14 protein-coding genes are annotated in these 13,487 nt (G+C 46.1%); 9 read left to right on the top strand and 5 right to left on the bottom strand.

Going from position 1 to position 13,487, the window contains the following annotated elements:
* Positions 1-90 precede the first annotated feature (90 nt).
* From ispE to FYJ57_RS11730, 6 genes are all read left to right on the top strand, one after another.
* A complete protein-coding gene (gene ispE / locus FYJ57_RS11755; protein ID WP_154432785.1) occupies positions 91-975 on the top strand; it encodes a 4-(cytidine 5'-diphospho)-2-C-methyl-D-erythritol kinase in 885 nt (294 codons plus the stop codon).
* On the top strand, positions 965-1,657 hold the full coding sequence (locus FYJ57_RS11750) for a GntR family transcriptional regulator (protein WP_022171870.1): 693 nt from the start codon (positions 965-967) through the stop codon (positions 1,655-1,657). The genes ispE and FYJ57_RS11750 overlap by 11 nt, the downstream gene beginning before the upstream one ends.
* Before the next feature lie 303 nt (positions 1,658-1,960).
* Complete coding sequence (locus tag FYJ57_RS11745; RefSeq protein WP_022171869.1) at positions 1,961-3,448, top strand: spore germination protein; 1,488 nt, start codon at positions 1,961-1,963, stop codon at positions 3,446-3,448.
* 23 nt (positions 3,449-3,471) lie between these two features.
* Positions 3,472-4,548, top strand: a complete 1,077-nt coding sequence (locus FYJ57_RS11740; RefSeq protein ID WP_154432784.1) for a hypothetical protein — start codon at positions 3,472-3,474, stop codon at positions 4,546-4,548.
* On the top strand, positions 4,535-5,194 hold the full coding sequence (locus FYJ57_RS11735) for a Ger(x)C family spore germination protein (RefSeq protein ID WP_154432783.1): 660 nt from the start codon (positions 4,535-4,537) through the stop codon (positions 5,192-5,194). Before FYJ57_RS11740 ends, FYJ57_RS11735 begins: the two co-directional genes overlap by 14 nt.
* Before the next feature lie 228 nt (positions 5,195-5,422).
* Positions 5,423-6,775: an MATE family efflux transporter gene (locus tag FYJ57_RS11730; protein ID WP_154432782.1), complete on the top strand. Its 1,353-nt coding sequence runs from the start codon at positions 5,423-5,425 to the stop codon at positions 6,773-6,775.
* Positions 6,776-6,893: 118 nt separating this feature from the next.
* On the opposite strand, the gene FYJ57_RS11725 is transcribed toward FYJ57_RS11730, so the two are convergent.
* Positions 6,894-8,477 carry a glucose-6-phosphate isomerase gene (locus FYJ57_RS11725; RefSeq protein WP_117525426.1) on the bottom strand — a complete coding sequence of 528 codons (1,584 nt, stop codon included), beginning with the start codon at positions 8,475-8,477 and terminating at the stop codon, positions 6,894-6,896.
* 236 nt (positions 8,478-8,713) lie between these two features.
* On the opposite strand from FYJ57_RS11725, the gene FYJ57_RS11720 reads away from it, so the two are divergent.
* Positions 8,714-10,066 (top strand): MATE family efflux transporter, encoded by a 1,353-nt coding sequence (locus tag FYJ57_RS11720; protein ID WP_154432781.1) that lies wholly within the window; start codon positions 8,714-8,716, stop codon positions 10,064-10,066.
* A 190-nt stretch (positions 10,067-10,256) separates the two neighbouring features.
* Here the strand turns inward: FYJ57_RS11720 and FYJ57_RS11715 are convergent, their stop codons facing one another.
* The 4 genes from FYJ57_RS11715 to FYJ57_RS16345 form a co-directional block, all read right to left on the bottom strand.
* Positions 10,257-11,189, bottom strand: a complete 933-nt coding sequence (locus tag FYJ57_RS11715; RefSeq protein WP_154432780.1) for a ferredoxin-like domain-containing protein — start codon at positions 11,187-11,189, stop codon at positions 10,257-10,259.
* A 197-nt stretch (positions 11,190-11,386) separates the two neighbouring features.
* Positions 11,387-12,238 carry an NAD(+) diphosphatase gene (nudC, locus tag FYJ57_RS11710; RefSeq protein WP_118618829.1) on the bottom strand — a complete coding sequence of 284 codons (852 nt, stop codon included), beginning with the start codon at positions 12,236-12,238 and terminating at the stop codon, positions 11,387-11,389.
* Between the two features lie 93 nt (positions 12,239-12,331).
* Positions 12,332-12,469 carry a hypothetical protein gene (locus tag FYJ57_RS16350; protein ID WP_328597482.1) on the bottom strand — a complete coding sequence of 46 codons (138 nt, stop codon included), beginning with the start codon at positions 12,467-12,469 and terminating at the stop codon, positions 12,332-12,334.
* A 29-nt stretch (positions 12,470-12,498) separates the two neighbouring features.
* On the bottom strand, positions 12,499-12,552 hold the full coding sequence (locus FYJ57_RS16345) for a DUF6783 domain-containing protein (RefSeq protein WP_306557327.1): 54 nt from the start codon (positions 12,550-12,552) through the stop codon (positions 12,499-12,501).
* On the opposite strand from FYJ57_RS16345, the gene FYJ57_RS16340 reads away from it, so the two are divergent.
* Both FYJ57_RS16340 and FYJ57_RS11705 read left to right on the top strand, forming a co-directional pair.
* Entirely contained in the window at positions 12,529-12,612 is an 84-nt protein-coding gene (locus tag FYJ57_RS16340) for a DUF6783 domain-containing protein (RefSeq protein ID WP_328597483.1), read from the top strand. The two genes, FYJ57_RS16345 and FYJ57_RS16340, sit on opposite strands and share 24 nt — an antisense overlap.
* 53 nt (positions 12,613-12,665) lie before the next feature.
* Positions 12,666-13,346 (top strand): class I SAM-dependent methyltransferase, encoded by a 681-nt coding sequence (locus tag FYJ57_RS11705; protein ID WP_235904570.1) that lies wholly within the window; start codon positions 12,666-12,668, stop codon positions 13,344-13,346.
* The last annotated feature ends 141 nt before the right edge of the window (positions 13,347-13,487 follow it).

Here is a 13,487-nt window from a genome sequence, read left to right as displayed (position 1 = left end):
CACGACTTGTGATCTGCTTATCTGATGTTACGGAATAACATCGGAAAACAGAAAGAAAAAGACAGGTGCAGAAGAAAAGGAGCAGAAAGGATGCATTTACAGGCTTTTGCGAAGATCAACCTTGGGTTGGATGTGTTAGGAAAACGGGAAGACGGATACCATGAGGTCCGCATGATCATGCAGACAATCCGTATGTATGATCAGCTGGATATGCGAAAGAGTGTGGAGCCGGGGATTCATCTGACAACCAATAAAAAATATATCCCGGTGGATGAAAATAACCTGGTATGGCGGGCGGCGAAACTGATGATGGATACCTGTGGAATCATAGAAGGTGTAAGTATCCATCTGCATAAAGTGATTCCGGTGGCAGCAGGTATGGCAGGGGGAAGTTCTGATGCGGCAGCGACGCTGGTAGGCATGAATCGCCTGTTTCACTGTGGACTATCCAAAGAAAAACTGATGGAACTTGGTGTGCAGATCGGTGCGGATGTTCCGTACTGTGTGCTTCGAGGAACTGCACTGGCAGAGGGAATTGGAGAAAAACTGACGGTACTTCCGCCGATGCCGGATTGCTGGATACTGATCGGAAAACCAGGGATCAGTGTATCTACAAAATATGTATATACAACACTTGATCTGAATACGGATACGGTACATCCGGATATCGACGGGATGAAAAAGGCACTGGAAGACGGAAATCTGTATGGCATTACGGAACGGATGGGAAATGTCTTGCAGGATGTGACGATTCCCGCCTACCCGGAAGTGGAAAGAATCAAGGAACAGATGAAGACCTTGGGAGCGGTGAATGCGATGATGAGCGGAAGCGGTCCTACGGTATTTGGAATTTTTGACAATGAAGAAAAAGCACAGGAGGCGTGTCAGAAGCTGTGGGAGAGCGGATCATGCCAGCAGGTATTTCTGACGGTACCATTTAACAACTATGGAGGAAAAACAATCGATGGCGAGTGATTTGCACCTGGAGATGAATGAATATCTGCCACTGCGGGATGTGGTTTTTAATACGCTTCGTCAGGCAATTCTCCGAGGCGAACTGAAGCCCGGAGAACGTCTGATGGAAATCGCACTTTCTCAGCGACTGGGGGTCAGCCGTACGCCTGTACGGGAGGCTATCCGAATGCTGGAACAGGAAGGTCTGGTGATCATGATTCCCAGAAAAGGTGCACAGGTGGCTGAGATTTCCGAGAAGGATCTGAAAGATGTGCTGGAAGTCCGTCTGGGGCTGGAAGAACTGGCGGTACGGATCGCGTGCCAGAGGATCACAGAAGAAGAACTGGAAGAACTGGAACAGGCTGTGAAGGAATTCGAGGAAGCAATGAAAGAAGACAATCTTGGGGTGCTTGCGGCAGCGGATGTAAAGGTACATGAAGTGATCTATGGAAGTACCCATAACAAGCGACTGGTACAGATCATCAGCAATATCCGGGAACAGATGTATCGCTATCGTGTGGAATATCTGAAAGATGTGGAGAGCCGTAAGACCCTGGTGGAAGAACACTATGCTGTATACAGGGCACTCAAAGCCAGAAATCAGCAGCAGGCAGTGAAAGATATCTGCATTCATATTGTCAATCAGCAGAATGCGATTCTGCGAAGCCTGGAGCAGATGAATAAAGAAGAACAGGAAAAGTAACTATTCAGTAGCCACTGTCCCGCGAGGTGTTTTGACATGAATATGTCAAAATCCCGAGACATACAAGCCAAAATGCCATCACCGAAGGTGATTTTTTATGCATTTTGGCTGGTAACTGTGAAGGTACTTAACAGTTACCAGGAAAAGTAAAATAAGGAAACAGAGAAGCAGAAAGATGGGAAGATCATTAGAGTCTTCCTGTTTTTCTGTTTTTTTTTGCTTATTTTACATGTTCGGGTTTTACGGGTATAGAACCGGAAGAACCGGGGAGAATAAGGAGAGTGAAAGAAAGGAAGGAAAAGGATGACAGATGGAACACCGGTAACAAAAAATCTGGAAGAAAACGAGGTCTGGTTTCGAAGCCGCTGCGAAGGGTGTTCGGATATTAAACTCCAGCCCATGAGACTCGGGAAAGACGGCAGCGTCTCTGCGCTTGCCATCTATGTGGAAAATACCGTACCGAATCTGATCCTGGAAGAATCGGTGCTTGGACGGATGTTTATCGACATGGCGGGGAAAGATCCGAAAGAAGTGTATCAGGCAGTGGAAGCAAACAGCCTGGGGCTTTCGGAAGCACAGCCACTGCAGACCCGGGAAGAAGGGATGAATGCAATGCTGGCAGGGAATCTGCTTCTTCTGGTAGAGGGATATGATAAAGGGCTGAAAATCGGAAGTAAGGGATATCCCGCACGCTCTGTAGATAATACAGATACAGAAAAGGTGCTGAGGGGATCAAACGAAGGATTTACCGAGTCGGTAAAAACCAATACAGCACTGATCCGAAAAAGAATCCGGAGTACAGATATGAAAGTAGAAGAGCTGACCGCAGGTGTCCGGTCAAATACAAGGCTGGTACTGGTATATATGAAAGAGCTGGTATATCCGGAAGTGCTGGAACAGATCCGGCGGGGCATTGATCAATTTGTAATTGATGGGGTTCTTGACAGTGGAATCATTGAGCAGCTGACAGAGGAGGACTGGGTGTCACCGTTTCCACAGTTTCAGACTACCGAACGACCGGATCTTGCTGCGATGGAAGTACTGGATGGAAGAGTTGTTCTGTTGTGTGACAATTCACCGGTAGCATTGTTGCTCCCCAGTGTATTTCAGGATTTTATGAATGTGACGGAGGATCGTTATAACCGGTTTGAGATTGCCTCTTTTGAACGGGTAATCCGATATGCGGCGATGATCTTTTCTTTTTTGTTATCCGGAACATATCTGGCAGTGATTGGGTTCCATACGATGATCCTGCCGACCAATCTGATTCTGTCCTTTGCAGAGTCCCGGCAGGGGGTTCCATTTCCAAGTCTTCTGGAAGTATTGTTTATGGAACTGGCATTTGAACTGATCCGTGAGGCGGGGATTCGGATGCCTGGAGCTTTAAGTGGAACGATTGGTATTGTAGGAGGGCTGATCATCGGTGATGCGGCGGTGAGTGCCAATCTGGTGAGTCCGATGGCGGTGGTGATCGTGGCGTTAAGTGCATTGAGTTCTTTTGCTATACCGAATGAAGAATGTACTTCGGCATTCCGGCTGATCAAATATGGTTTTATTCTGCTTGGAGGACTGTTGGGCATGTATGGAATCGTACTGGGGCTGTATCTGCTTCTGGGACATCTGGCCCGGCTGACCAGTTTTAAGATTCCATATCTGATGCCATTTATCGGAAAAGATATTGCCGGATATCAGGACGAACGAGATCTTCTGGTGCGGGCACCGATGAGGAAAATGCGGTATCGTCCGATCTATACGCGAAGATCCCAGAGAGTTCGCTTAAGGGAAAAATAGAAAAATGAGGAGTGACGGAGGCAATGTTTGCAGAGAATAATAGAATCTCATGGTCGCAGATGCACTGTCAGTGCTTGCTTGCGGCACTGGGCATGGGATTGATATGGGGAATTCCGGAATTTACCGGAAGAGAAGGAGCAGTCGGAATCCTGATCGGCGGCATACTTCTCGTCCTGTGGAGCGGAATCCTTCGAAGGCAGATGACAGTATTCCGGGATCCGATCAGGTATCTGGGAAAAGTTCCCGCCTGGCTGATAGCTGGAATCTGGGAGAGCTATCTGGTGCTTACCGGTGGATGGCTGGTGGGAAAAGTCGGGCATCTGGCAGGAGAATATCTGGTTTCCGGAGTGCCTGAGACATTACTTTCCCTTATTTTTGTTCTTGCGGCACTGGGAGGATCCCATCATGTACAGGCACGGGGGCGGCTGGCGCAAATCTCATGGGGGGTTGCAGCATGGCTGGGAGGGATCTTGCTGTTGCTGGCTGCAGTTCAAAACAGTCCCTCTCTGGAGATGGTGTGGGGCGATCAACATCTGGAAACAACAGGGTTTGACTGGAAACGGAGTGTGAAAAGCATCGGAAAATATGTGGCATACGGATCTGGCATCGGTCTGATGACCTGGCTGACGGTACAGGTTCGTGACAGCAAAGAAAAAAGAAAAAAAGAAGGACTTGCGCCGGCCATTGGTCAGTTATCCCTCTGGTTTCTGACGGGAGCGGTGCTTCTCACTGTCAATTTTGGAACAGATGCAACAACTATGAATACCTGTCCGATTCTGGAAGTGATGGCGGGCGTGGAGCTCCCCGGTGGCTTTTTAAGACGGGTAGATTTGATTTTTTTAAGCATACTATTGTTTTCGCTGGTCTTTTTGCTGGGCAGTATCTTCTTTTACAGCAGCTATGTGGCAGACAGGATTCATATTTCTATTGGCCGTCTTCCGTCAGCGATTCTTTGTTTTTTACTGGGAACAACAGCACAGGAGCAGTGGAACTGGAGTCGTCAGTACCCGAAGATGTTAAGCCGGGTCTATCTGCCCGTATGTTTGATGATGACGGTCTGTGCAGCATGGGCGAGGAGAAAATCTTATGGAAAAAGATAAAGAAAGGCAGAGCATCCGGACTGGAGTGAAACTTCTGTTTTGCCTGCTTGTATCCGGATTTGTTTTTCTTATTGCCTGTCAGGCGGTGGAACCGGAAAAACGGGCGTATCCGCAGGTGATCGGCATCGACTGGCAGAAAGAAGAACAAAGGTATACAGTGTGGATGCATATGGCATCTCTTGCCGAAGACACCGGGCAGAGGAAACAAAGCGCAGAGACGCAGCCGGGAAACGAACTGTATTTTACCGGTTCGGATGGGGCGCAGATCCATACTGCTTATGAAGCGACCAGGGAACAGTATCTGGATATCGGACATGTAAAAGCAGTAATTTTTGGTACCTCTCTCCGGGAAAACAGGGAGAGATTAAGAGAAGTGCTTACGGGAATGGAGTCGGAGAGCAGCCTAGGAAACAGTCTCTGTATTTTCACAACAGACAGTCTTTCGGAACTGTCGCAGGCTGTGGAAGAGCAGGGGATCTCACTGGGAGATTTTCTTACCGGGTTGTATGAAAATCGTACCGATTCATCGGCACAGGCACCGGTGAGACTTGCGGATCTTTACCGCTCCTGTCATACAGATACCGCCCTGCCTCAGATACCAGGTATTACAGTAAAAGATCGGGTATTGATGGTAGAGAAAAAATAGCACCGGGAGACATAAATGTTTGCAGAAAACAGTTATCCTGTATATGAAGCAGAAACTTGTAGTATATCCATTGTGAAAATCTCTGGGAGATAGTATAATCAATTGTGAAAGTATAACAAAAATGAGAAAAAATTAAAAAAAATATAGATAAAATGCCCATGGAACTAAATTAGATGATTCGGACCATGGCAATGTTTGGGAAAAAACGGGAAGATAAGAGGAAGAAAAATGAGAGAACAACGCAGTCAGGAATTGTGGCAGCAGATTGGAGAAGTATGGCATTTGAGCCTGCCAGCTATTCTGACACAAATTACAACAATAGCCATGCAATATATAGATTCTGCGATGGTAGGAACACTGGGAGCAAATGCTTCTGCTGCGATCGGTCTGGTAGCAACAACTACCTGGTTGTTAGGCGGAATTACTTATGCGATAGCAGCGGGATTTTCCGTACAGGTCGCACATTATATTGGAGGGAAAAAAGAGAAAGAAGCCAGACAGGTGGTATGCCATGGTCTGCTGGTTGCACTTCTGGTATCAGGAATTTTGTGTCTGATCGGACTTTCCATCAGCGGAAGACTGCCGGTGTGGCTGGGCGGTAATCCGGAGATCCGGAAAGATGCATCGGCGTATTTTATGGTCTATGCGCTGATGGTACCGTTTTCACAGATCAATTCCCTGAATTCGTCTTTCCTGCAGTGCAGCGGAGATATGGTGACACCAAGTATCCTGAATGCAATCATGTGTGTGTTGGATGTGATTTTCAATGCACTTCTGATACCAAGATTCGGAGTTATGGGTGCCGGGATGGGAACAGCGCTTGCCTGTGCATGCGTCAGCCTGACCATGACGGCGCGGTGCTGTATCCACAATGAAAAACTGCATCTCAGGAGAACGGAAGGGTTTCACTATGATCCGGAGATATTAAAGAGAGCATTCCGGATCGGAACGCCGGTGGCAGTGCAGGAAATAGCCATAAACAGTGCGATGGTGGCAGCCACAATGATCATCGCCCCATTGGGCGCTGTTTCTATTGCGGCAAATTCTTTTGCAGTGACAGCGGAGAGTCTGTGCTATATGCCGGGATATGGTATTGGGTCGGCGGCAACAACACTGGTTGGGAGAAGCGTGGGTGCAGGTGAGACGAAACAGGCAAAAAGGTATGCGAATATCTGTACAGCGATGGGTGCATGCTTCATGGCTGCAACCGGAGCGATCATGATGCTGATCTGTCCGATTGTATTCCGGGTATTGACACCGGATCCATCCGTACGGACGATGGCGGCACAGGTACTTCGTATCGAACTTCTGGCGGAACCATTGTTTGGAGCATCTATCGTGGCAGCAGGAGCACTTCGTGGCGCAGGTGATACTTTTGTTCCAAGCCTTATGAATCTTGGAAGTATCTGGATCGTCCGGCTGGGTCTGGCAATGATTCTTGTAAAAAGTCTGGGGCTTCACGGTATGTGGATCGCTATGGCGGTGGAACTTTGTGTTCGTGGCTGTCTGATGTTATATCGGCAGAGAACCTCAAAATATTATGATCTCTATAAAAAGGAAACTGCCACAGAAAATGTGTAAAGAGATAAAAGAAGCCATATCATCCTGTGAAAGATGATATGGCTTCTTTTTACAGAGGACAACGTTCAGGAATCCGTGAATACAGGGAAATCTGATATCGTTGCACAAACAGTTTTGCTTAGATATTCAGCATATCACTGAAGACTTTCAGTGCACCGTCGGTATCATGAGCCAGAACACGTTTTGCAAGAATTTTACCAAGCTGTACGCCTTCCTGGTCAAAGCTGTTCAGATTCCATACAAAGCCCTGGAACATGATTTTGTTTTCAAAGTGAGCTAACAGGGCACCTAAAGATGCCGGTGTCAGTTTGTCTCCTACAATGATGCTGGAAGGACGTTTTCCTTTGAAATTTTTGTTCAGATTTTCGTCTTCTTTACCGCAGGCAAATGCCACGATCTGGGCAGCTACGTTTGCACACAGCTTCTGCTGGCTGGTGCTGCTTTCGATATCCACATCTACACCCAGCTGGCTGTTTTTGAAGCCGATGAACTGCAGTGGAACGATGTCAGTTCCCTGATGCAGTAACTGGTAGAAAGAGTGCTGTCCGTTGGTTCCCGGTTCTCCGAAGATGACCGGTCCGGTTACATAATCTACCGGTTCACCGAAACGGTTGACAGATTTTCCGTTGGATTCCATGTCACACTGCTGCAGGTGTGCCGGGAAACGGCTCAGTGCCTGAGAGTATGGCAGAACTGCTGTGGAAGGATATCCCTGTACATTTCTTTCATATACGCCGATCAGAGCATCCAGCATATCCGGGTTTTTCAACAGATCACGGTTGGTAGCCAGTTTGTCTTCGGCTGCTGCACCATCCAGAAGTTCTGCGAAAACTTCCGGTCCGAAAGCCAGAGAAAGGATCGCTCCACCTACACCGGATACGGAAGAGTAACGTCCTCCGATATAGTCATCCATGAAGATCGCAGTCAGATATTCATCACTCTTAGCCAGTGGAGAAGTCTCACTGGTAACTGCCAGCATGTGCTTGGAAGGATTCAGACCTGCTTTTGTCAGCGCATCCTTTACGAATGCTTCATTGGTCAGGGTCTCCAGAGTTGTACCTGATTTGGATACTACGATAAACAGTGCGTGTGCCAGATCTACAGATGCCAGAACAGCAGCTGCATCATCCGGGTCTACATTGCTGATGAATTTTGCTTCCATTTTGAAGGTATTGTTGGCTTTTGCCCAGTTTTCCAGCGCGATATATAAAGCGCGGGGACCCAGGTCACTTCCGCCGATACCGATCTGTACAACGGTTGTGAATTTCTCGCCGGCTTCGTTTACGATTTCACCGGCATGTACTTTATTAGCAAAATCAGCAGCTTTTTTCTGCTGTGCCACATAGAAGTCACGTTTGTCAACGCCGTCAACAACGACAGGATTACCCAGCTGTGTACGTGCCAGGTGATGCAGAACCATACGTTTTTCGCCGGTGTTGATTACAGCGCCGTTGTACAGCTCCTCAAATTTATCAATTAACTGTGCTTCGTCTGCCAGTTCAGCCAGAGCTGTCAGGACAGTTTCATCTACTTCTTTTGCTGCGTAATTGTACTGTAAACCTGCAGCCATTGGAGTGCTGTAGTTCTTTACACGTTCGCCACCCTGTTCTCCGGACATTGCAGTGGCAATATCCACATGATTTTTCAGTCCGGAAAGCTTATCATAAGATGAGAGGGTGTCCAGATTTTTCCATGTTGCCATAATATATTCCTCCTTATCAATAGGTGTATAATCACTATCACCATTAGTCATTATACTGAAAAAAAACAGCGATTTCAATGGATTGATGTATTTAATTCAAAAATGTCGAATTTGCAAAAAGTCAGTGGTTATTTTGCATAATTATAAAAGAAAGAGATATTGATTTTGTAGGGAAAATAGTTCAGAATATAAAGAAAAGAAACAGATCATCTGGCGTAGGTAGGGGAGAACACACTATGAAAAATAATAAATATGAGATCGATATGTGCAATGGGTCGATCATGGATAAACTGATATCTTTTGCGTTGCCGCTGATGCTTTCCGGTATTCTGCAGCTGATGTTCAATGCTGTGGATATCGTGGTAGTGGGAAGGTTCAGCGGCAGCCAGTCACTGGCGGCCGTAGGATCTACAACAGCACTCATCAATGTTTTTACCAACCTGTTTATCGGAATTTCTCTGGGAACCAATGTACTGGCGGCCAGGTTCTACGGAGCAGGAAAAACAAAAGAAATGTCAGAAACGGTTCATACGTCTATTGCACTGGCACTGATCAGCGGTGTGGCAATGGCAGTGATCGGACTGATCTTTTCCCGCTGGTCTCTGGAAGTGATGGGAACGCCGGAGGATGTGATTGCCCAGGCAACATTATACATGCAGATCTATTTTCTGGGTATGCCATTTTTCATGGTGTATAACTATGGTGCTGCCATTTTGCGGGCGGTAGGAGATACGAAGCGCCCGCTATTCTATCTGATTATTTCGGGTGTGATCAATGCTGTGTTAAATATGATTCTGGTCATTTTCTTTCATATGGCGGTGGAAGGTGTTGCCATTGCAACGGTCATTTCGCAGCTGATTTCATGTATTCTGGTACTGCGGTGTCTGTATCGGTCAGAGGGAAGCTATCAGTTGCGATTCTCAAAACTAACCATGAAAAAAGCTTATCTGATGCAGATCTTTCAGGTAGGTGTTCCGGCGGGTATCCAGAGTACGGTTATTAACTTCTCCAATGCCCTGCTGCAGTCCTCAGTCAATTCCTTCGGTTCGGTAGCTATGGCAGGGTACACGGCAGCCAACAATATCCTCGGATTCCTCTACGTATCCATCAATGCCGTAACACAGGCATGCATGAGTTTTACCAGTCAGAACTACGGTGTGGGAAAATACAAACGAATGGACAAAGTTCTGATCGATTGCCTGATTCTTTCGGTGATCGTAGGAGGTGTTCTCGGCTGCGGAGCCTATTTCGGCGGCTCCCCGATCCTCTCCATCTACACAGAGGATCCCGAAGTTATCAAAGCAGGCCTTGAGATCCTGTCTATTACAACCGTCCCCTACTTCCTCTGCGGAATCATGGATCTTTTTCCGGGAGCCCTGAGGGGCATGGGATCATCCACCGTCCCCATGATCCTGTCCGTCATAGGAACTGTAGGCACAAGAATTCTGTGGATCTTTGGAATATTCCCATCCCACAGAAGTCTCTACATCCTTTTTATTTCCTATCCGGGTTCCTGGATCATTACTATCATCATGCAGGTGATCTGTTATTACTTTGTGAGAAAAAAGACTTACGGGACAGGCAGCTGAAAAAACGGCATAACACCAGAAGGGATATAGAAGATAAAAAGAAAATAGAAAGAGAAACCACGAAAGACATACCATAAGAAAAATAAAAGACAGCTCAGCGCTGTATTCTAAATGAAGCTGAACTGTCTTTTGCACTCGTCGATCCGGTTCATCTGTGCAGTGAAATCATTTATGTAGCGACAATAGCATTTTATAATTCCCGGGACAGGATTTCTTCTTTCCGTTCCAATAACGAATCATCCCTCAAAAGCGCTTCCTCAACCGTTTCAAACCCAATCCGATCAATCATAACCGCAAACCTTTCTCCTGCGAGTCCTCTCTCACGGAACAGTAAAATCGCCTTCTCAATCACATCCATTGCCTCATCCTTAGTAGTAAACACCTTACTCAGTGCACGACCATGAGAAATCTTCTTCCCCCAGCGTCCGCCAACAAAAATTTTAAACCCATACGTTCCGTCTGTAATCGAATCGAATCTGCAGTTTCCCACACATCGACCACAGTGAATACAGACATTGTCATCAATATGTAATTTCTTATCCGATACTTTGGCAGCTCCCATCGGGCAAACTGCCTCAACACTACATTTTTTACATCCTTTACAAAGCTCTGCTTTAAAATGAGGAATTCGTTGCCCAATAATACCCAGATCATTCAGATTCGGTTTTACACAGTTATTTGGACAACCGCCTACTGCAATTTTAAACTTATGAGGCAGCTTCACATCATGATACCCCTCATAAAAACGTTTATGAATCTCCTCTGAAATCGCAAACGAATCAAGAAGTCCATACTGACAGGTGGTTCCTTTACAGGAAACTACGGGACGAACTTTAGCGCCCGTACCACCGATAGCCATACCGGCATTCTCGACAAACTCCTGAAACTCTTCCAGTTTTTCATAAGGAATACCCTGTACTTCAACTGTCTGTCTCGTGGTAAAAGTCAGAATTCCGTTTCCAAACGTTTCTGCAGCGTCTGCCATCGCCCGGTGCTGGGCAGCGGTAACTTTTCCATTTACTGTTAAAATACGGGCAGAAAAATTATCTGTCCCCTTATTATTCAAAAAACCAAGCCCTTTCAGTCTTTTTTCTTCCTCTTTTGAAAGTGTTAATGATGACATATTCTGAGTTCTCCTTTTTATAGAAATGTGGCAACTACTCAGTAGGTAGCATTCCGCGAGGCGTTTTGGCATGTTTATTGCCAAAATCCCGAGACATACAAGTCAAAGTGCCATCACCGAAGGTGATTAGAAATGCATTTCGACTCGTAACTGTGAGGCTACTGAACAGTTACGAAATATGTAAATACAGCAAGATATTAATTCAGTACAGCACGGCCGGTCTTTGCAAAACGTACGATCATTTCACGTGTCAGGCTGAAGTCTTCGTCTTCAATGATGATATCTTTCCTGTCCATCCAGAGTCCGGTGGAAAGTTCGTTGCGGTCAAGAGTGATGGAAGGATCACCGTCCAACTCTGCGTAATAGCCGATCAGGAGATCCGACGCCATTCCCCAGGGTTGGGTTTTGTAATACCGCAGATTTTTCACTCTTACTCCTACTTCTTCATAAACCTCCCGCATTACTGTTTCCTCGGCAGTCTCCCCGATTTCAGTAAAACCGGCAATCAGCGCATAATTAGGATTATTCCGTCCGGCATATTTTGTCAGCAGAATTCTTTCCCCGTCGATTACTCCGACAATAATAGCCGGACAGATTTTCGGATAAATGGTATTTCCACATTGTGGGCAGGAGAGCATCCGTTCTTTATGGGAAGGATCCGGAACAACAGGAGTTCCGCAACGTCCGCAAAAACGATTGTTCCGATACCAGTCATACAGATGAAAAGCCGTCATTGCAGCAAAAATATGATGCTTGGGCTCTCGACCGCGGATTTCCTGAAGAGAGTGGAAAGTATAAGTTTCCGGAAAGTCCAGATCCGCATCCATCACAAGAAAACAGGAGGTTTGATCCAGAGCAAACAGCCAGATCAGAGAAGTAGTGGTGGGAAACTGTGAAGAAACATTTTCCCATAGTGGAAACCGGCAGGTATTTGCTGAGAGATCTGCCAAAAGTTTTCGGTCACGGAAAGCAAAAATCAGATCTCCGTTCTGCGGAGATCTCGGAGTAAATTCATTATAAAGATGATGTGGGGTAATATCCTGAATCATAAAAATCCTTTCTGAATCTGTAAAAGTATCTGTAAAAAGACGGTATATTAGGTACATGACTATATTCTGATACACGGACGAAAACATACCTTATTACTTCACCAGGGGATAAAATCTGTTGTTTAAATTGAGTATACATAACTTGAAAGGAAAATGCAACATGAACTTGCAGTGAGTTGTGGGGTGGGTTATACTAGAGCGTGTTTGAAAAATCATTCCCGCAATCTGCACGCCCCAGTTTGGGCATATTTTGCTCGAATTCAGTTGCCGTAGCCCGCTACGGCGCCTTCATCCGGACAAAATCTCCCACAAATTGTGACGCACATCTTGCAGAAAGCCTTTTTCAAACACGCTCTAGAGTTAGTGATGAATGACGGAAATAAAAAAGCAGTATTATGTGAAAATGACTGTAAAGGAGATAAGTATAATGGGAAGAAGCAATATGTGTAATATTCATACAGCAAAGAAAACAGAACGAACGCAGGAAGAAATCACCATTTCCGGAAATCCGGCAAAACCACAGGGTGAGGATGGAGCGACAATGCTGAAACGAATGAATGAGAGTCATTCACCGGTGACATGTTGGGCGCTGGAGCACTGGCAGATTGCACCGGAAGAGGAGCTTCTGGACATTGGCTGCGGTGGTGGTGCTACGTTAAAACGGATGGGTGAGAAGATAACGACAGGCCATCTGACGGGCATAGATTATTCACCGGTGTCTGTGAAAACCTCGCTGAAAACGAATCGACAGGATGTGGAAAGCGGAAAGATGAAAGTTCTGGAAGGCTCCGTGGAAGCGCTGCCTTTTGCAGACGATGGATTTGACAAGATCATCACGGTAGAAAGCTTTTATTTCTGGCCGGATCCACAGGAAAACCTGAAAGAAGTACGGCGGGTACTGAAAGAGGGTGGTACGTTCCTGTTGGTGGCAGATACCTATAACAAAGATGGTCTGGATCCGAAGACACTGGAAAATATTTGCCGTTTTCACCTATTTACCCCGACCGCTGAAGAATTCAGGAAACTGTTTGAAAAAGCAGGTTTCACGGACATTCAGATCCACGTAAAAGAGGGTACGGACTGGATCTGTGTAGAAGGAAAAAAGTGATAAAATGTAACTATTGATGTTGTATAAATAAAGTTGACACCTTATTCTCAAAGAATTCATGTATAATAAAGAGAATAAGGAGGAACTCTCAATGTCACGTACCCAACGTAAATACGACCACGAATATAAGGTCCAGGCTGT

Source organism: Oliverpabstia intestinalis (assembly GCF_009696065.1).
Classification (GTDB): domain Bacteria; phylum Bacillota; class Clostridia; order Lachnospirales; family Lachnospiraceae; genus Oliverpabstia; species Oliverpabstia intestinalis.
The sequence above is the reverse complement of the archived record's forward strand: the minus strand, read 5'-3'. Positions and strand labels throughout refer to the sequence as shown.

What these genes read in the sequence shown, in the direction of transcription:
- FYJ57_RS11705 (WP_235904570.1), top strand. Translation starts at nt 12,666, where the DNA reads ATGGGAAGAAGCAATATGTGTAATATTCATACAGCAAAGAAAACAGAA.
- FYJ57_RS11745 (WP_022171869.1), top strand. Translation starts at nt 1,961, where the DNA reads ATGACAGATGGAACACCGGTAACAAAAAATCTGGAAGAAAACGAGGTC.
- FYJ57_RS11725 (WP_117525426.1), bottom strand. Translation starts at nt 8,477, where the DNA reads ATGGCAACATGGAAAAATCTGGACACCCTCTCATCTTATGATAAGCTT.
- ispE (WP_154432785.1), top strand. Translation starts at nt 91, where the DNA reads ATGCATTTACAGGCTTTTGCGAAGATCAACCTTGGGTTGGATGTGTTA.
- FYJ57_RS11730 (WP_154432782.1), top strand. Translation starts at nt 5,423, where the DNA reads ATGAGAGAACAACGCAGTCAGGAATTGTGGCAGCAGATTGGAGAAGTA.
- nudC (WP_118618829.1), bottom strand. Translation starts at nt 12,238, where the DNA reads ATGATTCAGGATATTACCCCACATCATCTTTATAATGAATTTACTCCG.
- FYJ57_RS11750 (WP_022171870.1), top strand. Translation starts at nt 965, where the DNA reads ATGGCGAGTGATTTGCACCTGGAGATGAATGAATATCTGCCACTGCGG.
- FYJ57_RS11720 (WP_154432781.1), top strand. Translation starts at nt 8,714, where the DNA reads ATGAAAAATAATAAATATGAGATCGATATGTGCAATGGGTCGATCATG.
- FYJ57_RS11735 (WP_154432783.1), top strand. Translation starts at nt 4,535, where the DNA reads ATGGAAAAAGATAAAGAAAGGCAGAGCATCCGGACTGGAGTGAAACTT.
- FYJ57_RS11740 (WP_154432784.1), top strand. Translation starts at nt 3,472, where the DNA reads ATGTTTGCAGAGAATAATAGAATCTCATGGTCGCAGATGCACTGTCAG.
- FYJ57_RS11715 (WP_154432780.1), bottom strand. Translation starts at nt 11,189, where the DNA reads ATGTCATCATTAACACTTTCAAAAGAGGAAGAAAAAAGACTGAAAGGG.